Origin of the sequence: Streptomyces sp. NPDC051172, from assembly GCF_040682555.1 — a bacterium.
GTDB lineage: Bacteria > Actinomycetota > Actinomycetes > Streptomycetales > Streptomycetaceae > Streptomyces.
Window position 1 is genome coordinate 1 of sequence record NZ_JBFBBE010000027.1, and the last position, 22,231, is coordinate 22,231.

Consider the following 22,231-nt stretch of genomic DNA (forward strand, 5'->3'; position numbering starts at 1 on the left):
GCCGCCGGGCCGGCCGCCACATCAAGACACCCGAACTGTCAGGGGAGGCAGTCGTCATGAGCGACGAGAACACCACGGACAACCTGCACGCCACGGACGTCGAGGACGGCACCGAGGTGAGCCCGGACAACCTGCACGCGACGAGCGAACCGCTCACCGGGGTGAACCCGCTCAAGGCGGACAGCGGCACCGCCACCGTCACGCCGGACAACCTGCACGCCACGGACCAGAAGGCCTGAGGCCCAAGTCCTTCCTCCCCAGGGGGATCGGCCGCGGCAGCCCGGAGGGGAGCTGCCGCGGCCGAGGTGTGTCAGGGTCTGCGCAGCTCCCCCTTCACCACCTTCCCGCTCGCGTTCCGGGGCAGCTCCGCCACGAACTCCACCCACCTCGGCACCTTGTAGTTCGCCATCTCCCGCCGGGCCCAGGCGATCAGGTCGTCCGAGGTCATCGAGGAGTCCGGACGGCGCACCACGTACGCCTTCCCGACCTCGCCCAGCCGCGCGTCCGGTACGCCGATCACCGCGACGTCGGCCACATCCGGGTGCAGGCCGAGGAGTTGCTCTATCTCGGCCGGGTAGGCGTTGAAGCCGCCGACGATGAACATGTCCTTGATCCGGTCGGTGATCCGCAGGTTCCCCTCGGCGTCCAGGACACCCACGTCCCCCGTCCGCAGCCAGCCGTCCCGCGTCAGGACCTCCGCCGTGCCCGCCTCGTCCTCGTAGTAGCCGCGCATGACGTTGAAGCCGCGGACCAGGACCTCGCCGGGCTCGCCGACCTCGGCCTCGACCCGTACCTCCGTGCCGGGGATCGCCCGGCCGGAGGTCGAGGCGATCACCGTGGGGTCGTCGCCACGCCGGCACATCGTCACGATGCCGCTGGCCTCCGAGAGGCCGTACGCCGTCAGGACCGTCTCCACGCCCAGCTCCCCACGCAGCCGCTCCACGAGTTGCAGCGGCACCACCGCCGCGCCCGTCACCACCAGCCGCAGCGCCGAGAGGTCATGGGCGTCGCGGGCGGGGTGGTCGAGCAGGGACTGGTGGAGGGTCGGCGGGCCCGGCAGCACCGACACCCGTTCCGCCGCGATGTTCGCGAGGCAGGTTTCGATGTTGAACACCGGCTGGGGAATCATCGTCGCGCCGCGCATCAGACAGGCCAGGACTCCGGCCTTGTAACCGAAGGTGTGGAAGAAGGGGTTCACGATGAGGTAGCGGTCGCCCTGCCTCAGCCCCGCCAGATCGCACCAGATCTCGTACGCCCGCAACGTCTGGGCGTGCGTGATCACCGCGCCCTTGGGACGGCCGGTCGTACCGGACGTGAAGACGATGTCCGACGGCCAGGAACCGTCCACGGCCGCCGAACGCGCCCGCACCTCGGCCGGTCCGACGCCGTCCCCGCCCGCGAGGAAGTCCTTCCAGGAACGGAAGTCCTCGGGCGCGTCGTCCGCCAGCACCACCACCTGGTCGAGAGCCGGCAGCCCCGGCCCCCGGTCGACCGCCCGCCGCAGCGAGGCCACATACGAGGTCCCCAGGAAGGCCCCCGTCACGAACAGCAGCCGCGCGCCGCTTCTGCGCAGCACGTCCGCCGCCTCCGCCCCCTTGAAGCGCGTGTTGACCGGCACGAGCACCGCCCCGGCCGACACCGCGCCCAGCGCCGCCACGATCCAGGCCGGCGAGTTCGGGGCCCAGATCGCGACCCGGTCGCCCGGCGCGATGCCCGCCGCGACACAGGCCGCCGCCGACCGTTCGACGCGGGCGCCCAGTTCGGCGTACGAGATCCGGGTACGGCCCTCCACCACCGCCTCTGCGTCCGCGAACCGCTCGGCCGCCGACCGGACGAGTCCCGGAATGCTGCCCCACTCCACGTCACCGCGCACAACAGCCCCCTACTACTAGCTGACTACCCGTCAGATTAGCTGTAGCCTGACGCCCTGTCAGCTGAGGGGACAGCATGCGGAGGTGCACCAGCATGGCCGGAATCAAGGACGCCACCGCGATCGTCGGCATCGGGCAGACCCCCTTCGCCAAACGCCTCGGCGAGGACGAACGGACCCTCGCCTGCCGTGCCGTCCTCGCCGCCCTGGACGACGCCGGTATCGCGCCCGGCGAGGTCGACGCGCTCGCCTCCTACACCATGGAGGAGACCGACGAGGTGGAGCTCGCGAAGGCCGTCGGCCTCGGTGACCTCACCTTCTTCAGCAAGGTCGGCTACGGGGGAGGCGGTTCGTGCGCCACCGTGGCCCATCTCGCCGCCGCCATCGCCGCCGGTCAGGCCACGGTCGGCGTCGCCTGGCGCTCACGCAAACGGGGCAGCGGCCCCCGCCCGTGGCAGAACACCACCGTCCAACTGCCCACTCCCGCCCAGTGGACCCGTCCCTTCGGCCTGCTGCGCCCCGCGGACGAGATCGCCATGCTGACGCGCCGCTACATGCACGAGTACGGCGCGACCCGCGACCACCTCTTCAACGTCGCCCTCGCCTGCCGTAACCGCGCCAACCAGAACCCGGCCGCGGTCATGTACGAGCGGCCGCTGACCCGCGAGATGTACATGACCTCGCGCTGGATCAGCGAGCCCCTCTGCCTCTTCGACAACTGCCTCGAAACGGATGGAGCGCTGGCGTGCGTGGTGGTGTCGGCGGAGCGGGCGCGCGACTGCAGACGACGGCCCGTCTACGTTCATTCCGCCGCCCAGGGCCTGCCCGCCCAGCACCACGGCATGGTCAACTACTGGAACGACGACCCGCTCACCGGCCCCGCCTGGACCGCCGCCCGGCACCTGTGGAAACACGCCGACTTCACACCCCAGGACGTCGACGTCGCCCAGATCTACGACGCGTTCACCGCGCTCATACCGCTCTCCCTGGAGGGCTACGGCTTCTGCGGCCGTGGCGAGGGCGGGGCGTTCACCGAGCAGGGGGCCCTGGAGATCGGCGGCCGACTGCCCCTCAACACGAGTGGCGGCGGGCTGAGCGAGGCCTATGTCCACGGGTTCAACCTCATCACCGAAGGCGTACGGCAGCTCCGCGGCACCAGCACCGCCCAGGTCCCGGACGCCGCCACCTGCCTCGTCACCGCCGGTGAAGGCGTCCCCACCTCCGCCCTTCTGCTGAGGAGCTGACCATGCTGGATCCCGTCGTCGACTCCGACGGCGCCCCTTTCTGGGGCTACGCCCGCCAGGGCGAACTCCGCGTCCAGGCCTGCGCCGACTGCGGTGAGCTCCGCTTCCCGCCCCGGCCCTGCTGCCCGCACTGCCAGTCCTTCGCGAGCGAATGGCGCGAGGTCGCCGGTCACGGGCGCATCTGGTCGTACGTCGTGCCCCACCCGCCGCTCCTGTCCGACTACGCGGACCAGGCCCCGTACAACGTGATCGTCGTGGAGCTCACCGACGCCCCGCGCATCCGTCTCGTCGGCAACCTCGTCGCCGAGGCCGGTGCGCGCCTCGACTCGGTGCCGGCCGGGCGCATCCGGATCGGTGCCAAGGTGCAGGTGGTGTTCGACGGTGAGGGCCTTCCGCAGTGGGTTCAGGAGCGCTCATGAACGTGAAGGTGCTGACCGACAAGGACACCGGCGTCGCGGTCGTCACCCTCGACCGGCCCGAGCGGCTCAACGCCGTCGACCTGGCCATGCGGGACGAACTGCGGGAGATCTGGCGGGAGTTGCGGTTCGACGACTCGGTGCGCGCCGTCGTCCTCACCGGCGCCGGTGAGCGCGCCTTCTGCACGGGCCTCGACCGGAGCGCCGTCGTCCCGCAGCCCGACTCCCCCTACATGGCCGACGATCCGCTCCTGCGCGTCGGCCCCAAGGCGAACGACCTGTGGAAGCCGGTCATCGCCGCCGTACAGGGCATGGCCTGCGGGGGCGCCTTCTACCTGCTCGGGGAGTCGGACTTCGTCGTCGCCGACACCACCGCAGCCTTCTTCGACCCGCACACCGCCTACGGCATGGTCAGCGCCTACGAGTCCGTGCTCCTGGCGCAGCGCATGCCGTACGGGGAGGTGGCGCGGATGATGCTGATGGGTACGGCCGAACGGATCGGGGCCCGACGGGCGTACGAGCTCGGGCTCGTCTCCGAACTCACCGAGCCAGGCGGGGCGTTGGCAGCCGCGACGGAGTGCGCCACCGTGATCGCCGGGTATCCGGCGGAGGGCGTCCAGGGGACCGTGCGGGCCCTGTGGGCGGCGCGGGAGAGCGCCGTCGCCCCGGGGTTCGCGCAGGCGGCCCATCTGGTCGCGCTCGGGAATCTCCCGGCGGAACGGCAGGCGGAGCTGTTCGCCGGGCGCAGGAGGTCGTTCCGAACACGCTGAGTCGCCCCCCGGGGGCTGGTGGTACGGGACGGGTGTGTCACCGCGTGGCGACCGCCGCGCACCCGGCGTAGCGTCTAGGTGGGACGGCCGCCGTCCACACCTTCCGTGACACCGGTACGACGGCCGTCACCCGCAGCTCATGCGGGCCGCGCGGTCCCCGTCCCCTTCTCCGCGTCCAGCGCGTACACGCAGCGGTCCTTGCTGCACGCGTACACGACGCCGTCCTTGACGACCGGGGAGCCGGTGATCTCGCCGCCGGTGGCGAGTTTCCAGCGCAGCCGGCCGTCGTCGGCCTTCAGGGTGTAGAGCAGGTGGTCGGTGGACCCGAAGTGGATGCGGCCCTCCGCCACCGCGGGGGCGCCGACGATGTCGCCGCCCGCCTGGAAGCGCCACTTGGGTGTGCCCGTGACCGCGTCCAGGGTGTACAGGCCCTTGCCGCTGCCGACGTGGACGTGCCCGGCGGCCACCAGAACGGGGTCGATCGACGCCCGGGACTCGGTGGCGATGCGCCAGCGGTCGCGGCCGTCGGTGGCGTCGAGGGCGTAGACCGTGCCGAGGTAGTCGACCAGGTAGATGCCGCCGCCGGTGACCGCGGGGCCGGGCGCGAAGGTGGGCGGGCACAGGAAGACCGCGGGGGCCTCGAAGTGCCACTTCACACGGCCGCTCGCCACGTCAATCGCCAGGACCCGGGTGCCGGCGGAGACGTACACGTATCCGTCCGGCGCCTGCGTCACCCGTACCGGCACGCCGCCGCAGGAGGCCGCGTCGCCGATCGGGTAGGACCAGCGCTCCTTGCCGGTGCGGGCGTCCAGGGCGCGCAGCCGGGCGTCCTGCCAGACGTAGACCGTGCCCTCGTGGACGGCGGGCCCGGCCTCCGGGGACTCGAAGTCGGTCTGCGCCCCGGTCAGTTCCCACAGCTTCTGGCCGTTCGAGGCCTCCCAGGCCTGGACGCCGCCGCCGCGGGTGCCGGTGACGACGGTGCCGCGGTCGGCCTTGAGGGAGTACACCCAGGCGTCCGTGGACAGCCGCCACAGGTCGGCGCCCTCACGGCAGTCCAGGGCGAACAGCGTCGGCCCGTCGGAGGCGTGGATACGGCCGTCGGCGACCGCCATCGACCAGGCCACGTCCCGCGTCTTGAAGCGCCGGCGGCCGGTGGCCACGTCCAGGGCGTGTACCTCGAAGGAGGTGACGTAGACGAGGTCGCCGGAGACGGACGGGGTGCCCCATACGTCGTTCGACATGCGGAAACGCCAGGGGCGCCAGCCTGCCGCGGCCTCCGGCGAGGCGGGCAGCGCCGTGGGTACGACAGGATCGGCGCCGTTGACTCCGGGGCGCGGCTTGGACCAGGAGGCGGCCAGGGCGGCCTCCGGAGGAGGCGCCTTCACGGCGGCGGCGCGGACGTCGGAGACCCGCGGTCCCGGCCCGATGGGCACCTGGGCGCCGGCCAGCCGGACGGGGCCGGTGTCGGGGGCGCCGACGGACACGGGGGATGCCGGTACGACGGGGTCGTGCGAGGGCGGTGGCGGTACAGGGGCGGGGCGCGCGCCGCCCCCGCTGCGGCCGCCGCCCTGGCCCGGCTTCGTCGCCGGGCGGCCGTTGCGGCGCGCCTCGATCAGGCTCACCGCACGCTCGGGCAGCCAGGCCGAGGCCGTACCGCTGTCGTCGGTGCCGGAGCCGAAGAGATGCGGAGCCAGCTGGGCCTGGAGGTCGGCCGGGTTGGGGCGGCCCGTGGCCTCCATCTGCATGCAGGACTCGATGAGCGGGCGCAGCTCGTCCGGGAGCCCCTCCAGGTCCGGACCCTCCCGCAGCAGCATGAAGACCGTCTCGACCGGGTTGGCGCCGTGGAAGGGCGGGTGCCCGGTGGCCGCAAAGACCAGCATCGAGCCGAGCGAGAAGACGTCGCTCGCCCCGGTCACGGACCGCGAGTCCTTCGCCTGCTCCGGCGACATGTAGGCGGGCGTACCCACCGCCACGTTCGTCATCGTCAAACGAGTGTTCGAGACGCCGGACGCGATACCGAAGTCGATCACCCGGGGGCCGTCCTCGACCACGAGCACGTTCGAGGGCTTCAGGTCCCGGTGCACCAGACCGGCGCCGTGGATCGACTGCAGCGCCTCGGCCACACCCGCCGCCAGCCAGCGCACCGCCTGGGCCGGGAGCGGCCCGCACTCGTTCACTATCTCTTCGAGGGAGGGCGCGGGCACGTACGCGGTGGCCAGCCACGGCACGGCGGCGCGCGCGTCGGCGTCGACCACGGCCGCCGTGTAGAAGCCGGAGACCGCCCGGGCGGCCTCCACCTCGCGCGAGAAGCGGACGCGGAACAACTGGTCCTCGGCGAGCTCCGTACGGACGGTCTTGATCGCCACGCGCCGGCCGGACGCCGAGCGTGCGAGATAGACCAGCCCCATGCCGCCGGCACCGAGCCGCCCCAGCACCTCGAACGGACCGATACGCCGCGGATCGTGCTGTGTCAGCTGATCCACCACTTGCCTGCCACCTCCCCGTACGGGCCGCGCCGGCCACATCTCTACGCGACCCCGTGCAGCGTCTCACCACCGCACCGCCATGGCGGCACGCACCCTGATTCTTCCTGTCCCGGGCACTGGTTGCGAACCCGGGACCGAGTCGGGATGCCTCACCGCAAAACGGTATGTTTCACCGCACGATCTGTTTCAGTCGGTCTATTTCAGCAGTTTTCAGTCGGTCTGCTTGCGTCGTTCCAGCACCGCGAACGACGCCCCCTGATTGTCGGTGACGACGGCCGCCCTTCCGTACGACGTCTCGAATACTGGCGCCCAGATCCGACCCCCGAGACGACTCACCGTCCCGAGTGCCGCGTCACAGTCCTCGACGCCGAAATGCACCAGGAAGTGCGGCGGCATCTCGGCCGGGAAGACCTCCGAGACGGCCGCCCGCCCGAAGTCGGGCCTGGCGTCCGGCCCGAACAGGGCGTCGTGGAAGAGATCGCCGTAGAACGTGTTGGCGACCTCCACGTCCCGCGCGTACAGCTCGGCCCACGCGAAGGTGCCGGGCTCGTGCCGCCTGCCGAAGCCGGGGTGACTGCCCGGCTCCCAGAGGCCGAAGACGGCACCCTCGGGGTCGGTGACCAGTGCGGCCGTGGCCAGCTCCGCGACCGGCGTGGGCGCCGTGACGACCTGCCCGCCGGCCGCCCAGACCCGGTCGGCCAGCGCCTCGGCGTCCGGCGTCGCGAAGTACACGGTCCACACGGTGGGCAGCCGCCCGTCCGTCTTGCGCGCGAGCGCGGCGACCGGCTCCCCCTCCTTACGGGCCCAGACGAAGCCGCCGGGCACCTCCGGCCGGTCCTCGAAGGTCCACCCGAAGAGCTCGCCGTAGAACCGCTTGCCCGCCTCCACATCGGGAAGCTGCGCGTCCACCCAGCACGGGACGCCCTCTCCGTACGCGGATGCCCTGTTTTCGGCCATACCGCCAAACTATCGGCGACTCACGCACCCCGCAGGACCAGGCACACCAGTCTCCGCCCTCTCGTGCACCCCATTTGCAGTCGGCCGAATCGCGCTCCCATCACCCCTCGGTAAGCTGACGACATGACAGGACAAGTGCGTACCGTCGACGGCCGCGTGGCCGGCCGGCGTGGGCAGGCGACCCGGCAGAAGCTGCTCGACTGCCTCAGCGAGATGCTCAGCTCCTCCCCTTACCGGGACGTCAAAGTCATCGATGTCGCCCGGAAAGCAGGGACTTCGCCCGCGACCTTCTACCAGTACTTCCCGGACGTCGAGGGCGCCGTCCTGGAGATCGCCGAGCAAATGGCCACCGAGGGCGGCCAGTTGACCGCGCTTCTCGAAGGCCGCTCCTGGGTCGGCAAGGCCGGCTGGCAGACCGCGCAGGAACTCGTGGACGGTTTCCTCGAGTTCTGGCGCAAGAACGACGCGATCCTGCGCGTCGTCGACCTCGGTGCGGCCGAGGGCGACAAACGCTTCTACAAGATCCGCATGAAGATCCTCAACTCGGTGAACAACTCCCTCACCGACTCGATCTCCGAACTGCAGTCCAAGGGAAGGGTCGACAAGGACGTGAACCCGGCGGCGGTCGCCGGTTCACTGGTCGCGATGCTCGCGGCGGTCGCCTCGCACCAGAAGGGATTCCAGACCTGGGGCGTCAAGCAGGCCGAACTCAAGCCGAATCTCGCGCTGTTGGTGCACCTGGGCGTGACTGGCAAGAAGCCGACGAAATAGGTCTCTCCACGGATCTCTTCACAGATCTCTTTTTCCAGGCCCAAGTCCTGTCTGGCAGGCGGTGGTTCACCCGACGGTGAGCCGCCGCCTGCTGCGCTATGCGGGCAGCGGACGGTCCCGCACCACATGCTTCATCACCAGCGTCGACGTCAGCCGCTGCACTCCCGGCAGCGTCGCCAGCCGCTCGTCGTACAGCCGCTGGAAGGCGGCGAGGTCGGCGGTGGCCACCCGCAGCAGATAGTCGGGCTCACCGAACAGCCGCTGCGCATCCAGGACATGGGGGATGTCCGCGAGCGCCCGCTCGAACCCGGCGACCGTGTCCCGGTCCTCCTGCCGCATGGACACGAAGACCAGCGCCTCGAAGGTCAGCCCCACCGCGGTCGGCTCCACCACCGCCCGGTACCCGCTGATCGCCCCCGACCGCTCCAGTTCCCGCAGCCGCCGATGGCACGGCGAGACACTCAGCCGCACCCGCCCGGCCAACTCGGTCACGGTCAGCCGCCCGTCCTGCTGCAGCTCGGCAAGGATTTTCCGATCCACGTCGTCCATGGGGCAGATCTTTCCATGAAGCAGGAGGTGTCGAGCAAAATCCGGGAACACTTTCGAGGCATTCGAGCCTAATGTCGCTCGCATGAACACCGGACTGCTGCTTTCCTTCCTCGCCCTCGACCTGCTGCTGGTGTGCGTGCCGGGTGCCGACTGGGCGTACGCGATCTCGGCCGGGCTGCGCGGCCGTTGTGTCGGCTGGGCGGTGGGCGGTCTGGTCGCCGGATACGCACTGCACACGGCGCTGGCGGTGGCGGGCCTCGCGGTGCTGGTGGCGGGCGAGCCACGGTTGCTGACCGCGCTGACGGTGGTGGGCGCCGGGTACCTGGTGTGGCTGGGCTGGGGAGTGCTGCGCCGCCCGGGCAGCCCCGGCCCTACGGACGAACCCGCCGAGGTCTCCCGCGCCCGCGTCTTCCTGCGCGGCGCGACGATCAGCGGCCTGAACCCCAAGGGCCTGCTGCTCTACCTCTCGCTGCTGCCCCAGTTCCTGACCACCCACGGCGGCCTGCCCGTCCCCGTCCAGACCGCCACCCTCGGCCTGCTCCACATGGTGAGCTGCGCCGCCGTCTACCTCACGGTCGGCCTGGGCGCCCGGGCCGTCCTGGGCACCCGCCCGTCCGCGGCCCGCGCGGTGACGCGGACATCGGGGGCGGCGATGCTGGGGATCGGGGCGTTTTTGCTGGTGCAGCGGTTGGCGACCTTGTAGCACGCCCCGGCTGTACCGGTTTGCGGCTCCGCCGAGCCGTCGGTGGTCAGCGCCGCGCAACCCTGAACACCCGTATCTCCCGCTCCACCCGGGCCTGATACGTCGCATACGGCGGCCAGAAGGCCAACAACGCCTTCCAGGCCGCCGCCCTCTCCTCACCCTCCAGCAGTCGGGCCGTGACCGGTATGTCCTGACCCTTCCAGCTGATCTCGGCGTCGGGACGGGCGAGGAGGTTGTGCGTCCAGGCCGGATGGTCGGTGCGGCCGAAGTTGGAGCCGATGAGGAGCCAGCCGCCCTCCTCCGGCATACAGGCGAGGGGCGTACGACGTGGGAGGCCGCTTCGCGCACCCGTGGACGTCAGGATCACTCCGGGCAGCATCTGTGCGCTGAGCAGGTACTTTCCGCGCGTCAGGCGGTGTACGGCCTTGTCGAGTGGCGGCACGACGTGCGGCGCCACCTTCGCGAAGCCCCTCGTCGAGGACACCTTCTGCACCAGCCGTTCGCCGATCACACCGCCACCTCGCGACCCTGCTCGAAGAGATGCGCCGCGTCGGCGGCGTGCGCCCGCAGCCGGTGCACCGGCCCGAACAGCAGCTCGTCGCCCGCGGCGCGCTTGAAGTACAGATGCGCCTCGTGCTCCCAGGTGAAACCGATGCCGCCGTGCAACTGGATCCCTTCGGCGGCGGCACCGCGCAGCGCCTCCAGCGCCTGCGCGAGGGCGAGCCCGGCCACCCGCCCACCCGTCTCCCGCCACCGCCCTTCCAAAGAGGCGCTTCGCACCACACCTCCTGATTCGTGGGCGGTGGCCCAGGCTGCGTAGTAGGCGGCCGAGCGCGCAGCCTGGACCTGGACGTACACGTCGGCCAGCCGGTGCTTCACGGCCTGGAAGGAGCCGATCGCCCGGCCGAACTGCTCGCGCTGCTTGACGTATTCGACGGTCCGCTCCAGTGCGTGGTCGGCGGCCCCGACGGCTTCGCAGGCGAGCACGGCGGCGGCCGTGTCACCCACGGCGGAGAGGGTGTCGAGGACATCGCCCTCGCCTTCCACGCCCAGCAACTCGGCTGCCACGTCCCGCAGTTGAACACGGGCCTGCGGGCGGGTCGCGTCGAGCGCGGTCTGGCGTACGCGTACGAGCCCGGCGGCGTCCCCCGGCACGAGGAAGAGGAGGGTGCGCGAGCGGGCGAAACCGCCGGTGTGGGCGGCGACCACCAGGAGCTGCGCGCTGTGGCCGTCCAGCACCTGGTCGGCCTGCCCGTACAGCCGCCAGCCTTCGCCCGCCCGCCGGGCCTGGACGCCTCCCGCACGGCCGCCGCCCGCCCAGTCGCCGTCGCCCGCGGAGGTGAGGGCGAGGGCGGTGGCGAGGGCGGCGCCCGGAAGGGCGAGGGCGGCCGTGAGGGTGCCGTCGGCGATGCGGGGCAGCAGGGCGGCGCGCTGGGCGTCGGTGCCGAGGGCGAGGATCAGGGGTGCGGCGAGCACACAGGTCGCGAGGAGCGGGGAGGGGGCAAGGGTCCTGCCCGACTCCTCGGCCGCCAGGGCGAGTTCGGTGGCCGAGCAGCCGACTCCGCCGTACGCCTCCGGGAGGGCGAGTCCGGCCAGGCCGAGCTGGTCGGCGAGGGCGGTCCACAGGGCCGGATCGTGTCCGGCGGGGGTGTCGAGGGCGGCGCGCAGTTCCGCGGGGCCGCAGCGTTTGCGGAGCAGTTCGCGCAGGGTGCGGCGGATCCCGTCCTGCTCGGCCGTGAAGCCGGCGTCCATGGCTGTCCCCCACTCTCTTCCCTGAAGATCTGACGGTCCGTCATATTAGGAGCGACGGAACGATATGCACAGAGGCAGGAGGCCGCTCATGACTCCCCGGACGACGCACCTGAGCCGGAAAGTCGCCGTGGTCGGCGTGGCCCTCTCCGACTGCGGCCGCGTGGACGACGCGACCCCGTACACCCTGCACGCCCAGGCGGCGCGCCGCGCACTGGCCGATGCGGGACTGGCCCGCGAGGTGGTGGACGGCTTCGCGTCGGCGGGCACGGGCACCCTCGCGCCCGTCGAGGTGGCCGAGTACCTGGGCCTGCGCCCCACCTGGGTCGACTCCACGGCGGTCGGGGGTTCGACCTGGGAGGTGATGGCGGCCCACGCGGCGGACGCGATAGCGGCGGGCCACGCGAACGCGGTCCTGCTGGCATACGGCTCGACGGCTCGCGCGGACATCAAGGCGGGCCGCCGCACCGGCAACCTCTCCTTCGGCGCGCGGGGCCCGCTGCAGTTCGAGGTGCCGTACGGCCACACGCTGATCGCCAAGTACGCGATGGCGGCCCGCCGCCACATGATCGAACACGGCACGACGATCGAGCAGTTGGCGTCCGTCGCCGTACAGGCGAGGGCGAACGCCGCGCTGAACCCGGACGCGATGTTCCGCACCCCGATCACCGTGGACGAGGTCCTCTCCGGGCCGGTGATCGCGGACCCCTTCACCAAGCTGCACTGCTGCATACGTTCCGACGGCGGGGCTGCGGTGCTGCTGGCCGCCGAGGAGTACGTACGGGACTGCCGTACCGCTCCGGTCTGGGTGCTCGGCACCGGGGAGCACGTCTCGCACGCCGCGATGTCGGAGTGGCCCGACTTCACGGTGTCGCCTGCGGCGGTGAGCGGCCGGCTGGCGTTCGAGCGGGCGGGGGTGCGGGCGGAGGAGATGGACTTCGCGCAGATCTACGACGCGTTCACCTACATGACGCTGGTGACGTTGGAGGATCTCGGGTTCTGCGGGAAGGGGGACGGCGGTGCGTTCGTGGAGAAGGGGCGGCTGAGGGTCGAGGGCGGGGAGCTGCCGGTGAACACGGACGGCGGCGGGCTCTCGGCCCAACACCCGGGGATGCGGGGGTTGTTCCTGCTGGTGGAGGCGGTACGGCAGCTGCGGGGCGAGGCGGGGGCGAGGCAGGTCCGCGGGCGGGCTGGGGAGGTGCCTCGGCTGGGCGTGGCCTCCGGCACCGGTGGCTGGTTCTGCTCCTCCGGGACGGTGGTGCTGGGCAGGTGACAGGCGGCTGGGGCTACTGGGCAGGCAGGGCTTCGCGCATCGCACGTGCGGTGGAGGCAGGGTCGTAGTCCCCGGGGACACCCTCGACCAGGATGATGTCGCCGTCGATGTGCCGCGAGCGCAACGGCGCGATCTCCTGGTACGCCGGTGAGTCCCACCAGGCCCGCGCCTCGGCGATCCCGGGAAACCCGATCACCACGACGTGCCCGGGCCAGCTGCCCTCCTTCACCTCGTGCTGCGCGCCGTGCACCAGGAAACGGCCGCCGTACGGTTCGAAGGTCGCGCCGATGCGCTCGATGTACTCGGCGATCTCCGGGTGCGGGGCGGCTTCCTGCAGGTGGGCTATCGCGTAGGCGGTCATGGTGTGTTGGCGTCCTTCCGGTCGGTCGGGGTCCGTATGCCGACGATCGTGGCAGGCGGGCGCGGCGGGGTCGATGACCTGAGAGGTAAGCGGTCTCCGGTGTCTCAGGCAAAGGGCGCGCCATCTTCGCATCCGGAACCCGCAAACAGCCCTTCCCGGTGGATCACCGCCTCCGGTAGTGCTGGTGTCTGTCTGTGCACTCAACAACGGGGGAGCGGGAATGAGCCAGTTCGGTGTCGACCCGGACACGCTGAACGAACTAGCCGGGAAGTTCGACAGGGAAGCGAAGGACCTGGCGAAGCCGGTCGACGCCTTCGCGGCGTCGGCGTCCCAGATCGGAGAGGCCTTCGGCCTGCTCGGCGCCTGCGACGGCGCGGCGCAGAAGTACCAGACGCTGCTGAACGGCACCCTCAAGGCGCTCGGGCAGTTGCCCGGGGTGCTCACCAGCGACGGCGACCGCCTGCGTCTCAACGCCACCAACTACAAGAACTCGGACCAGACCGCCGTCGACCACCTCCGTGCCGCGACCCAGCCCGCGGGAGGCCCGGCGTGAGCATCAACAGCTGGATCGACGGCAAGGTTCTGGACATCCTGCAGGCCTGCGGGGTGGAACTCCCGGGCGGCAACGGCGACACGCTCCGCACGATCGCCGGTGCCTGGGACACCATGGGCAACGAGCTGACAGAGGTCGCGCACGCCCTCGACGTGCAAATCCAGGGCGTCGACAAGCAGGGCTGGCACGGTGAGGCCCGCGATGCCTTCGAGAAGCACTGGGCGGAGCAGAAGCGCGTCATCGACGACGTCGCGCACAACTTCCACCAGGTGGCCGACGGGCTGCGGGCGTACGCCGACGAGATCGACAAGATCAACGAGGAGATCATCGACATCTGCGTCGAGATCGCCGAGATGGAGATCGCGGGCGCGGCGCTCTCCTTCTTCACCGGCTTCCTCTCCGACCTCGTCGCGAACACGGCCGTGGCCACGCGGGTCGCGAAGATCTTCGACCTGGTGAAGCTGTTCAGCTCGGCGGCGGAGAAGGTGGCGGCGCTGCTGGAGCGGTTCGGTGCGCTCAGCGAGGAAGGGGCGGCGAAGCTGGCGAAGGTGGCCGAGTTCGCCGCGAAGTTCCTCAAGAAGGGCGCCGAGAGCTTCGTCACGAACTTCGTGGCGGACTCGGGCAGCGCGATGCTCAACCAGGCGCTCACCGGGCAGCCGATCACGGTGGGCAAGGATTTCTCCACCGGCGGCAAGGAGGCCCTGGGCACGGCCGCATTCACCGCAGGCGGCGGGGCGCTGGCCGAGGGCGCAAACCTGACGGGCGCGGTCGGCAAGGTCCTCAGCGGCGAGGGCAGGGTCGGCAGCGCGCTCAACGGCTCGCTGGGCAACATCAGCGGCGGCCTCACGGCTGACGTGTGGAACCGCCAGGACGGCGCGACGATCGGATGGGACGCGGCGACGAACGCGCTGACCGGAGCGACCGGAAACGCCGCCAATGACGCCCACTTCCACCACATGGAGGAAGGCGGCAGCCTCGGCGGTGAACACCTCAGCGACCGGGGCAGGCTCGCCGACGCCGCATACAAGAACTCCGCCGGCACCGGCCTCAACACGGCGGTCTACGCGGCGGGCTCCGGCATCGAGTCGGATGCCCAGGACCTGGTCAAGGACGCCAAGAAAGCGAGCGAGTGATTCGTGCACGGTGAGCTGGGGGGCGTGCTCCTTGCCGGGGTCGCACACAACAACCCGAACTACGACCCCGGCTGGCTCCCCTTCTTTGCGGCGCTCGTCATGCTCGCGGGGTTCGTGATCGTCCTTGTCGGTGGAGCCATGTCCGTCGGTGTGCGGGACCTCGTAGGTCGACGGAAGTGGGCCGGTTACGCGATCGGGCCGGTGACCATCACGATCGGCCTCGCTGTGGCCGCCCTTGGCGTGTGGCTGTGGTGAACCGAACGTGAGCGGCGACGTGATGAGACTGGCGGCCACCTCGACCCCGAACCCGGACCACCCCGCCACCTGGGCCGGCTTCTTCTGGGCACTCCTCGGGGTCGGCGGCTGCCTGATCGTCGTCATCGGCGCCGCCCTGACCGTCGCTCTCTGGCGCGTCAGCGATCAGAAGAAGTTGGGCAACTACGTTCTCGGGCCGGTGATCCTCGCGATCGGTCTTGCCATCGCCGGCTGGGGCTTCGGGCTGTTGTGACAGTGCACGACGGGCCCGGCGAGATGAGACTTGCGGCCACCTCGACCCCGAACCCCCGTCATCCGTTCACGACCCACCTTGCGGTGATCCGCAGTCCGTCCACTGCGACCCCTTCTCGTCAGGCGTTGGAGTGAACACCGATACCGCCGGAGACGGTGAGGTTGTCGCCGGTGATGTAGCCGGCCGCGTCGGAGGCGAGGAAGGCCACGGCTTCGGCGATGTCGGCGGGGGCGCCGATGCGGCCGAGCGGGACGTCCCGGACCCAGGAGTCGATCATTTCCTGGGAGATACCCAGCTTGCTGTAGGCAGGGGTGTTGATGATTCCCGGGCTGACCGCGTTGACGCGGATGCGGCGGGGGGCGAGTTCGAGCGCAAGGGAGCGCATGAGGGGCAGCAGAGCGCCCTTGGCCGCTGTCATCGCGGCCCCGAGCCCTTCGGCGTCGCCCACGGTGAACACGACCGAGGCGCCCTTGTTGAGGAGCGGCAACGCCTTTTGCAGGGTGAAGAAGTTTCCCTTGACGTTGATGTCGAACAGAGCGTCGAAGGCGGCTTCGTCGGTGGATTCGATCGGGCCGGGGCGGGAGATGCCCGCGTTGAGGAAGAGCAGGTCGAGGGAGCCGAGTTGTCGGCCTGCCTGGTCGATCGCCTGGTCGATGTCCGGCAGGGACCGTGCGTCGGCCCGGACGGCCGTGACGTCCTCGGGAAGTCCGGCGCCGGCGACATTGCCGAGGCCAGTGACCATCACGCGGTAGCCGCGGGAGTGGAGTAGTTCGGCGGTCGCTTTGCCGATGCCGCTGGTTCCACCGGTGATCAAAGCTGTGGGTGCAGGCATGATGCGCTCCTTTGCGTACTTCTGGGCAGCGGGCGGTGCTGCGCCACCATCACCACCACTGGCAGCGTACGATAGTTTGGCAGTGACTGCCAGACCTTATGTGAGTGTCCGCCTGGCAGTGCTGGGCTAACCTGGCGGCATGAAGCAGGAAGCCAAGTCAGTGACGCGTGCACCGACCACGCTGTGGGACCGGACACGGCAGCTGGCTTCTCAGGAGATCCTCGATACGGCTCTGCGTCTGTTCACCGAGCAGGGCTACGACGAGACGACCATCGCCCAGATCGCCCGGGAGGCCGGAGTCTCCCAGCGCACCCTCTTCCGCTATTTCGGCACCAAGGAGGACCTTCTCGGCGGCGGCCAGGACCGGTTCGGACAGGTCCTGATGGACACGATCAGCGAACAGCCCGCCGAAGCCGGCGTCTGGGAGGCCCTGCGCGCAGGGGTTGCCGCGGTACTGGCCTTGCACGACAGCCGCGAGCAGGCCCTGGAGCGGTTCCGTCTCCTGCACAACACCGCCTCGCTGCGTGCCGGTTGGCTCGAAAAGCGACTGCGGTTCCAGGAGAACCTGCTGCCGCTCATCGAGACCCGTATGGACGCAGCCACCGGCAACGAGGGCGCGAAGGCCCGCGCGGTGATCGCGACGGCGTTCGCATGCCTGGATGCCGCGTCGATGACGTGGGTCGCCAACGACGGCAAGGGCGAAATCATGGCCCTGTACGACGAGTGCATGGCTGCGGTGCGCGGCTGACCCGCAGTGGCCAGCCGGCCCGGAAACCATGGACGGAACCAAGACGAGTGCTCGAGTCAGCCCTCGAAGGACTTCCGGAGCCGACCACTTGGTACGTACGGCCGAACCACGTCGTCGGCGGCTTCCCAGAGAGGCATGCCGGTGCCGGAGCGCGTGGGGATGTGCCAGCATTCCTCGTCGCCCGGAAGCGCCAGCCGGAAACCGGCCGCCCGGTTGCGCCTGGCCCAGCGGCGCCAGCGGGCGTCGTACGGGCCCGGAAGCCGCCAGACGTACGGGTCCGGTGCGCGTGGCTCCGCCGCGAGGTTCCAGTCGTACGGCATGGGGCGGCTCTTGGCTCGTGACCGACTGAGCAGGCGGGCCGCGCGCTCATAAAGCTGCCGGAACATGGCCTGGCCTCTCCGGCCGCTCCGGGAGCATGAACCGCGCCCACACGCACTTCGTGTACGGCAGCTGCCCGTGCCCCCAGCCGTGGGCCAGCAGCCCCACCAGGGCGAGCCCGCGCCCGCCTTCGGCGTCGGGAGCCGAGTCCCGCGGTTCGGGAATCCGGTCCCGGTCGGGATCGTGGACCTCCAGGAAGAGGTACGGCTCCCGAAGCGTGAGGGTGACCTTGATCTGGGCGCAGGAGACCCGGCAGTGGGTCACGGCGTTGGTCACGAGCTCGTTCGCCGCGAGGGTGACGTCATCGGCGAGTTCGTCGGTGATCCCCCAGTCTGCGAGCGTCTTGCTGACGCTCTGACGTGCGGCGGGGACGTGCCTTCTGTGCTTGGGGATGCGGAAGGTTTCGGTTTCGGGCATAGAGGTGCCAGCCTCCTGACTTTCCGTCAAGATTTGCTCTGGTGTGGCGTCTTCACGAAGCTACGGCCGCATTCAGCGCACATGCAACCAGACCAAGTGAATACATTCAGTCGTCCACTCGATCGAGTGATGCGCTCTCGGGGGCGCTGCCCCTGTGGCATCGTTGCCGCTGAAGAGGGGAGGCCACATGCCCGCAGGTGGACGGCCGACGGTGCGCAGCAGGCGTCTTGGCATGGCGCTCAGGCAGTACCGGCAGGCCGCCAAGTTCGATCAGCCGCAGGCCGCCGAGGTCATCGCCTCAAGTCAGGCCAGGATCAGCCGTCTTGAGAGCGGACACGTCACTGCGCGCGTTATCGAGGTACGACTGCTGCTGGAGGCGTACGGCGTCACGGATCCGGAAGTGCGGGACAAGCTCGAGGAGTTGGCGAAGCACTCCAAGAACCGGGGCTGGTGGCTCGAACATGCCGAGCACCTGCGGCCGGACTACGTCGATCACATCGCGCTGGAGGACGACGCCACCTACATCCGCGAGTGGCAGCCGGTCATGATGCCGGGGCTGCTGCAAACCCCGGCCTACGCGGAGGCGGTTATCGCCCACGGCCCGAACTATATTGAGCCGGAACGGGCCGCCCAGTTGGTGAAGGTGCGCCTGGGGCGGCAGGCGAAGATCGAAGAGGGCGGAGCGTCGTACACGGCCATCCTCTGGGAAGCGGTCCTCGCGCAGCCGCTGGTGAGCGTCGAGATTCACCGGGAGCAGTTGTCCGCGATCCTGGAGATCGGCAAGCGGAAGAACGTCACTGTGCAGGTGCTGCCGTTCAGCGCGGGCATCCTGGCCGGTTACTCCTCCGCTTTCTACTCCTTCAGCTTTGACGAGGAGCCGACGGTCGAAGCGGTCGCCATGGACAATCTGCGAGGCACGTCGGTCCTTGAAGGGGCCGAGGACCTTGCCGCTTACGCCAATGCGTTCGACCTACTACGATCGTCAGCGTTGGCGCCGGACGCGAGCGCGAAGCTCATCCGGGGCATACTCCGGAGCATCGAGGAAGCCTGATCGTGACCGAGGTCGTAAGCCCCTTCTGGAAGTCGTCGTACTCGGGGCAGGAGAACGCTTGCGTAGAGGTCGCCGACACAGCCCCCGGCGGCCGAGCCGTCCGCGACAGCAAGCAGCAGGACGGCCCCCTCCTCACCGTCTCCCGCGACAGCTGGCAGTCCTTCATCCAACAGTTCGGCTAGACGTATGCGCGGATCCGACGGGTGATACTCGACCCATGGGAACGGATCTTCATGAACTGCTGAGGTCGCTGCGGGTGTGGGACCCGGAGGTCACCGAGCTGCGCCCCTTCGACCCGGCGAACGCTCCCGCCGAACCACTGTCCCTCTTCACGGCGTGGTTCGCGGAGGCGGTGGCGGCCGGGCAGAAGGAGCCGCACACCATGTCCCTGGCCACCTCCGACGCGGACGGCCACCCGGACGTACGCATCGTGATGCTGCACGGCGCGGACGCGGACGGCTGGGCGTTCGCGACGCATGCGACGAGCCGCAAGGGCGGGCAGCTGGCGGCCCGGCCGTATGCGGCCCTCGGCTTCTACTGGCCCGCGCTGGGCCGCCAGGTCCGGCTGCGCGGCCCGGTCACCGCCGCGCCGGCCCAAGAGTCCCAGGGTGACCTGCACGCCCGCTCGACCGGCGCACTCGCCGCCGCTCTCACCGGACGGCAGAGTGAAGTCCTTGGCTCCGTGGAGGAGTTGGCGCGGGCATCCGAGGCCGCCTGGGAACGGGCCCAGCAGCAGCCCGACGCTCCGGTGCCGACCTGGACCCTGTACCGCGTCCGGCCGGACGAGGTGGAGTTCTTCCAGGGGGACGAGCGTCGGCGGCATGTACGGCTGAGCTACCGGTGGGACGAGGGTGGTTGGGCCAAAGAGCTGCTGTGGCCGTGAAGCGGATCAAGGTCTTGAGCACCCTCCTGGTGTCGCTCAGCCGCGCTCCCGCGCCCAAGGGCCGTACTTCAGCCTGCGCGGCCGGAACTCGCGCTGCGTGATGGCCTTCACGCCGTAGCCGTGAAGTCGTACACCGCGAACTCCGCCACCGGCCGGTACCCGATCCGCTGGTACAGGGCGTTGCTGGTCGGGTTGGCGAGGTCCGTGAACAGCAGTACCTCGGCCGCGCCCGCCGCGAGTGCCGCCCGGCTGACCTCGGCCGTGACCGCCCCGGCGTATCCGCGGCCGCGCAGAGGTGCGGGGGTGTAGACGGGGGCGACCCGGACCTGCCCGGCAACCATCGGTGTCACCCCCGCCATGGCCACGGGGGTCCCGTCGGCAGCCTCCCAGAACGTCGTCCCGCCGTAGGAGATGCGGGAGTCGGCCCACCCCTCCGCAGGCTGCGCGCGGCTCTCGCCGATGGCCTCCATGAACTCGCCGTACCACCGCACCAGTTGCTCCCGGTCGGCGGCGTCGGCGATCCGCGCCCGACCCTCGGGCACCGACTGCGGGGCGGTCAACGTGTCGAGACGGTAGAGCCGTTGCCGCTGCTGCACCGTGGCCGTCGCCCCGGTGCGGCCCTCCCAGGAGCGTGCGAGGGCCTCGACCGTGGAGCGCTCACCCGTGACTCCCGGGACCGGGCGGCCCAGACCTGCCAGGTGAGCGGCAAGGGAGTCGGCCTCCTCGGGCGTGAGGGACGTGACGCTCAGCCGGTAGGGAGGCGTGCGGAAGTAGACCGCGCGGACGGCGCCTTCCGACGCCAGTACGCCGAAGTAGGGGGCCTCGGCGCCGTAGTAGCGCGAGCCGTGTGTCCGCAGTCCCTCGGTCACCGTCAGCGGGACGGTGTGCAGGGCCGGGCGGGAGCGGAGGAAACCCCCGGCCCGCGTCAGGAAGGTGTCCAGGTCGTCGGTGAGATACCAGTCATCGGGACGCATGCCCCATGATCCCGCGCGCCCTTGCCCCGACGCCTTCGAATTTACGGGACCTGCGGCTCCGGGTCCGTGGCGATCCGCCCGTGCAGATGTTCGTCCCGGAACGCGTCGTACCGCCCCGCCTCGAACATCGCGCCCCGCAACGTCCCCTCGTAACGGAAGCCGCACCGCTCGGCGATACGGCACGAAGCCTCATGACCGAGGGCGTGACCGAGCTCCAGCCGGTGTATCCCCAGGTCGGTCAGCGCCCAGCGGGAGGCCACGGCCAGAGCGCGGGTGGCGATCCCCTGCCCGCGGGCCTCGGGCAGCACCCAGTACCCGACGCGGGCAACGCTCAGGACGGAGTCGATCGCATTGACGCCGATGTGCCCCAGCACCGCACCGCTCGCCGCGTCGGTCACGCAGTACGACGCCCCCGAACCGTCCGTCGAGGCCAGCACCTTGCCCCGCAGCGACTCGCGCGCGCCGGCGAGGTCGTCGACCTGCTTCAGCGGGGTGTTCCAGCGCCGGAACTCCGGGTCCGTGAGCCCGCGCAGCCAGGCCGCGACATCGGCGTCCGATTCCGCGTCCCACAGGCGCAGGCGGACTCCGTAGCCGTACAGATCGGGAAGCGGAGAGGGAGAGCGGGGGTCGGTGTGCTGCGCGTCCACAGAGGTCATCAGCCCATTCAAACCCGTACGCCTCACACGCGCTGGCGGAATACCGGCGTCCCCTCCCGGAACGCCACCTCCAGCTCCATCCCCGCCCGGAGCTCACCGGCCCCGCGCCTCACCACCTCCGTCATCATCCGCGGCCCCTCCGCCAGGTCGACGACCGCGGCCACGTAAGGCGTCCGATCCCCGAAGGGCGGCAGGTCGTTCCGGTGGACGACGGACCAGGTGTAGAGCACCGCCCGGCCGCTCGCCCGCTCCCACTGCACGTCCTCGCTCCAGCAGTGCGGGCAGAACTCGCGCGGGTAGTGATGGGCCCGCCCGCACGCCCCGCAGCGCCGGATCAGCAGCCTGCCCTCGGCGGCCGCGTCCCAGTAGGTCCGCGTGAAGGCGTCGGCCTCCGGCACGTCGAACCGAGGGCCGCCCGCATCAGAACCGGGCACACCGGGACCGCCGGCGCCGGCCATCAGAACAGCCCCAACGCGCTGTCCATCGACCACGTCTGCCACGACATCCCGAACAGCGCGACCACCGACATCAGCGCCATCATCGAGTTCTGCCCCTGCTCGGCCACGTCGTGGATCATGAGCGTGAAGTAGAGGACGTTCAGCAGCAGCGCCCCGGCCAGCGCGACCGGGCTCAGGAACCCGGCGACCAGCCCCAGCCCGATCGCCAGCTCCGCGTACACCACGACGTACGCCATCGTCCGCGGGCGCGGCGCCACCATGACCTCGAAGCCGGACCGGACCGCGTTCCAGCGGTGCTTCGCCGCGATGCCCGCGGCCCATGCGAGGCCGGTCCCGCGCTCGAACCAGGCCTTCCGGTCCTTGTGCCGCCAGCTCTCCAGCCACCACAGCCCAAGTCCCATGCGCAGCACGGCCAGCCATTCCGCGCCCGTGAGCCAGATCGCATCCATGAATCTGACGGTACGTCAGATAACGCGATCCGGGAAGCGCCG

At 70.5% G+C, this 22,231-nt stretch carries 29 protein-coding genes; 15 read left to right on the forward strand and 14 right to left on the reverse strand.

The features are described from left to right. The coding region (locus tag AB0N07_RS18255) for a hypothetical protein (protein WP_365836087.1) at window positions 1–239 on the forward strand (239 nt) is incomplete at its 5' end. 71 nt (window positions 240–310) lie between these two features. On the opposite strand, the gene AB0N07_RS18260 is transcribed toward AB0N07_RS18255, so the two are convergent. Next, window positions 311–1,873, reverse strand: a complete 1,563-nt coding sequence (locus AB0N07_RS18260) for a FadD3 family acyl-CoA ligase (protein ID WP_365836089.1) — start codon at window positions 1,871–1,873, stop codon at window positions 311–313. Between the two features lie 92 nt (window positions 1,874–1,965). Here AB0N07_RS18260 and AB0N07_RS18265 point away from each other — a divergent pair, with 92 nt between their 5' ends. Genes AB0N07_RS18265 through AB0N07_RS18275 form a run of 3 tightly spaced genes read left to right on the forward strand, consistent with a single transcriptional unit; the run spans window position 1,966 to window position 4,300 of the window. Beyond that, window positions 1,966–3,114 (forward strand): lipid-transfer protein, encoded by a 1,149-nt coding sequence (locus AB0N07_RS18265; RefSeq protein WP_365836091.1) that lies wholly within the window; start codon window positions 1,966–1,968, stop codon window positions 3,112–3,114. 2 nt (window positions 3,115–3,116) lie between these two features. Then, window positions 3,117–3,533 carry an OB-fold domain-containing protein gene (locus AB0N07_RS18270; RefSeq protein WP_365836093.1) on the forward strand — a complete coding sequence of 139 codons (417 nt, stop codon included), beginning with the start codon at window positions 3,117–3,119 and terminating at the stop codon, window positions 3,531–3,533. Next, window positions 3,530–4,300 carry an enoyl-CoA hydratase/isomerase family protein gene (locus AB0N07_RS18275; RefSeq protein WP_365836095.1) on the forward strand — a complete coding sequence of 257 codons (771 nt, stop codon included), beginning with the start codon at window positions 3,530–3,532 and terminating at the stop codon, window positions 4,298–4,300. The genes AB0N07_RS18270 and AB0N07_RS18275 overlap by 4 nt, the downstream gene beginning before the upstream one ends. A 137-nt stretch (window positions 4,301–4,437) precedes the next feature. On the opposite strand, the gene AB0N07_RS18280 is transcribed toward AB0N07_RS18275, so the two are convergent. Continuing rightward, the gene (locus AB0N07_RS18280) at window positions 4,438–6,786 is read right to left on the reverse strand and encodes a serine/threonine-protein kinase (protein WP_365836097.1); all 2,349 of its coding nucleotides are present in this window, start codon (window positions 6,784–6,786) and stop codon (window positions 4,438–4,440) included. Window positions 6,787–6,996: 210 nt separating this feature from the next. Next, a complete protein-coding gene (locus AB0N07_RS18285; protein ID WP_365836099.1) occupies window positions 6,997–7,743 on the reverse strand; it encodes a VOC family protein in 747 nt (248 codons plus the stop codon). A gap of 135 nt (window positions 7,744–7,878) precedes the next feature. Between AB0N07_RS18285 and AB0N07_RS18290 the strand changes: the two genes are divergently transcribed. Continuing rightward, complete coding sequence (locus AB0N07_RS18290; RefSeq protein WP_365836285.1) at window positions 7,879–8,514, forward strand: TetR family transcriptional regulator; 636 nt, start codon at window positions 7,879–7,881, stop codon at window positions 8,512–8,514. A 96-nt stretch (window positions 8,515–8,610) separates the two neighbouring features. Here AB0N07_RS18290 and AB0N07_RS18295 read toward each other — a convergent pair whose 3' ends face one another. After that, the gene (locus AB0N07_RS18295; protein ID WP_365836101.1) at window positions 8,611–9,063 is read right to left on the reverse strand and encodes an Lrp/AsnC family transcriptional regulator; all 453 of its coding nucleotides are present in this window, start codon (window positions 9,061–9,063) and stop codon (window positions 8,611–8,613) included. An 82-nt stretch (window positions 9,064–9,145) separates the two neighbouring features. Here AB0N07_RS18295 and AB0N07_RS18300 point away from each other — a divergent pair, with 82 nt between their 5' ends. Next, a complete protein-coding gene (locus tag AB0N07_RS18300) occupies window positions 9,146–9,766 on the forward strand; it encodes a LysE family translocator (protein ID WP_365836103.1) in 621 nt (206 codons plus the stop codon). A 46-nt stretch (window positions 9,767–9,812) separates the two neighbouring features. On the opposite strand, the gene AB0N07_RS18305 is transcribed toward AB0N07_RS18300, so the two are convergent. Continuing rightward, window positions 9,813–10,277 (reverse strand): nitroreductase family deazaflavin-dependent oxidoreductase, encoded by a 465-nt coding sequence (locus tag AB0N07_RS18305; RefSeq protein WP_365836105.1) that lies wholly within the window; start codon window positions 10,275–10,277, stop codon window positions 9,813–9,815. Then, window positions 10,274–11,518: an acyl-CoA dehydrogenase family protein gene (locus AB0N07_RS18310; RefSeq protein WP_365836107.1), complete on the reverse strand. Its 1,245-nt coding sequence runs from the start codon at window positions 11,516–11,518 to the stop codon at window positions 10,274–10,276. The genes AB0N07_RS18305 and AB0N07_RS18310 overlap by 4 nt, the downstream gene beginning before the upstream one ends. A gap of 88 nt (window positions 11,519–11,606) precedes the next feature. Between AB0N07_RS18310 and AB0N07_RS18315 the strand changes: the two genes are divergently transcribed. After that, window positions 11,607–12,788: an acetyl-CoA acetyltransferase gene (locus AB0N07_RS18315; protein ID WP_365836109.1), complete on the forward strand. Its 1,182-nt coding sequence runs from the start codon at window positions 11,607–11,609 to the stop codon at window positions 12,786–12,788. Window positions 12,789–12,801: 13 nt separating this feature from the next. On the opposite strand, the gene AB0N07_RS18320 is transcribed toward AB0N07_RS18315, so the two are convergent. Then, complete coding sequence (locus tag AB0N07_RS18320) at window positions 12,802–13,149, reverse strand: DUF1330 domain-containing protein (RefSeq protein ID WP_365836111.1); 348 nt, start codon at window positions 13,147–13,149, stop codon at window positions 12,802–12,804. 220 nt (window positions 13,150–13,369) lie between these two features. Between AB0N07_RS18320 and AB0N07_RS18325 the strand changes: the two genes are divergently transcribed. From AB0N07_RS18325 to AB0N07_RS18340, 4 genes are read left to right on the forward strand one after another with little or no spacing between them, the layout of a single operon-like run. Beyond that, entirely contained in the window at window positions 13,370–13,702 is a 333-nt protein-coding gene (locus AB0N07_RS18325; protein ID WP_365836113.1) for a type VII secretion target, read from the forward strand. After that, window positions 13,699–14,835, forward strand: a complete 1,137-nt coding sequence (locus tag AB0N07_RS18330; RefSeq protein WP_365836115.1) for a WXG100 family type VII secretion target — start codon at window positions 13,699–13,701, stop codon at window positions 14,833–14,835. Before AB0N07_RS18325 ends, AB0N07_RS18330 begins: the two co-directional genes overlap by 4 nt. Before the next feature lie 3 nt (window positions 14,836–14,838). Next, window positions 14,839–15,090 carry a hypothetical protein gene (locus AB0N07_RS18335; RefSeq protein WP_365836117.1) on the forward strand — a complete coding sequence of 84 codons (252 nt, stop codon included), beginning with the start codon at window positions 14,839–14,841 and terminating at the stop codon, window positions 15,088–15,090. Window positions 15,091–15,097: 7 nt separating this feature from the next. Beyond that, a complete protein-coding gene (locus tag AB0N07_RS18340; RefSeq protein ID WP_365836119.1) occupies window positions 15,098–15,343 on the forward strand; it encodes a hypothetical protein in 246 nt (81 codons plus the stop codon). Between the two features lie 118 nt (window positions 15,344–15,461). Here AB0N07_RS18340 and AB0N07_RS18345 read toward each other — a convergent pair whose 3' ends face one another. Further along, the gene (locus AB0N07_RS18345) at window positions 15,462–16,175 is read right to left on the reverse strand and encodes an SDR family oxidoreductase (protein ID WP_365836121.1); all 714 of its coding nucleotides are present in this window, start codon (window positions 16,173–16,175) and stop codon (window positions 15,462–15,464) included. A gap of 139 nt (window positions 16,176–16,314) precedes the next feature. Here AB0N07_RS18345 and AB0N07_RS18350 point away from each other — a divergent pair, with 139 nt between their 5' ends. Beyond that, complete coding sequence (locus AB0N07_RS18350; protein WP_365836123.1) at window positions 16,315–16,923, forward strand: helix-turn-helix domain-containing protein; 609 nt, start codon at window positions 16,315–16,317, stop codon at window positions 16,921–16,923. A gap of 56 nt (window positions 16,924–16,979) precedes the next feature. On the opposite strand, the gene AB0N07_RS18355 is transcribed toward AB0N07_RS18350, so the two are convergent. Further along, a complete protein-coding gene (locus AB0N07_RS18355; RefSeq protein ID WP_365836125.1) occupies window positions 16,980–17,243 on the reverse strand; it encodes a hypothetical protein in 264 nt (87 codons plus the stop codon). A gap of 46 nt (window positions 17,244–17,289) precedes the next feature. Then, the gene (locus tag AB0N07_RS18360; RefSeq protein ID WP_365836127.1) at window positions 17,290–17,718 is read right to left on the reverse strand and encodes an ATP-binding protein; all 429 of its coding nucleotides are present in this window, start codon (window positions 17,716–17,718) and stop codon (window positions 17,290–17,292) included. A 187-nt stretch (window positions 17,719–17,905) separates the two neighbouring features. Between AB0N07_RS18360 and AB0N07_RS18365 the strand changes: the two genes are divergently transcribed. From AB0N07_RS18365 to AB0N07_RS18375, 3 genes are read left to right on the forward strand one after another with little or no spacing between them, the layout of a single operon-like run. After that, window positions 17,906–18,769 (forward strand): helix-turn-helix transcriptional regulator, encoded by an 864-nt coding sequence (locus AB0N07_RS18365; protein WP_365836129.1) that lies wholly within the window; start codon window positions 17,906–17,908, stop codon window positions 18,767–18,769. A gap of 2 nt (window positions 18,770–18,771) precedes the next feature. Then, the gene (locus AB0N07_RS18370) at window positions 18,772–18,951 is read left to right on the forward strand and encodes a DUF397 domain-containing protein (RefSeq protein WP_365836131.1); all 180 of its coding nucleotides are present in this window, start codon (window positions 18,772–18,774) and stop codon (window positions 18,949–18,951) included. A gap of 35 nt (window positions 18,952–18,986) precedes the next feature. Further along, complete coding sequence (locus AB0N07_RS18375; RefSeq protein WP_365836133.1) at window positions 18,987–19,652, forward strand: pyridoxal 5'-phosphate synthase; 666 nt, start codon at window positions 18,987–18,989, stop codon at window positions 19,650–19,652. A 107-nt stretch (window positions 19,653–19,759) separates the two neighbouring features. Here the strand turns inward: AB0N07_RS18375 and AB0N07_RS18380 are convergent, their stop codons facing one another. Genes AB0N07_RS18380 through AB0N07_RS18395 form a run of 4 tightly spaced genes read right to left on the reverse strand, consistent with a single transcriptional unit; the run spans window position 19,760 to window position 22,189 of the window. Further along, complete coding sequence (locus AB0N07_RS18380) at window positions 19,760–20,626, reverse strand: GNAT family N-acetyltransferase (protein WP_365836135.1); 867 nt, start codon at window positions 20,624–20,626, stop codon at window positions 19,760–19,762. A gap of 41 nt (window positions 20,627–20,667) precedes the next feature. Then, the gene (locus tag AB0N07_RS18385; RefSeq protein WP_365836137.1) at window positions 20,668–21,282 is read right to left on the reverse strand and encodes a GNAT family N-acetyltransferase; all 615 of its coding nucleotides are present in this window, start codon (window positions 21,280–21,282) and stop codon (window positions 20,668–20,670) included. A gap of 23 nt (window positions 21,283–21,305) precedes the next feature. Continuing rightward, window positions 21,306–21,740: a Zn-ribbon domain-containing OB-fold protein gene (locus tag AB0N07_RS18390; protein WP_365836140.1), complete on the reverse strand. Its 435-nt coding sequence runs from the start codon at window positions 21,738–21,740 to the stop codon at window positions 21,306–21,308. Next, a complete protein-coding gene (locus tag AB0N07_RS18395; RefSeq protein ID WP_365836142.1) occupies window positions 21,740–22,189 on the reverse strand; it encodes a DoxX family protein in 450 nt (149 codons plus the stop codon). Before AB0N07_RS18395 ends, AB0N07_RS18390 begins: the two co-directional genes overlap by 1 nt. Between the last annotated feature and the right edge of the window lie 42 nt (window positions 22,190–22,231).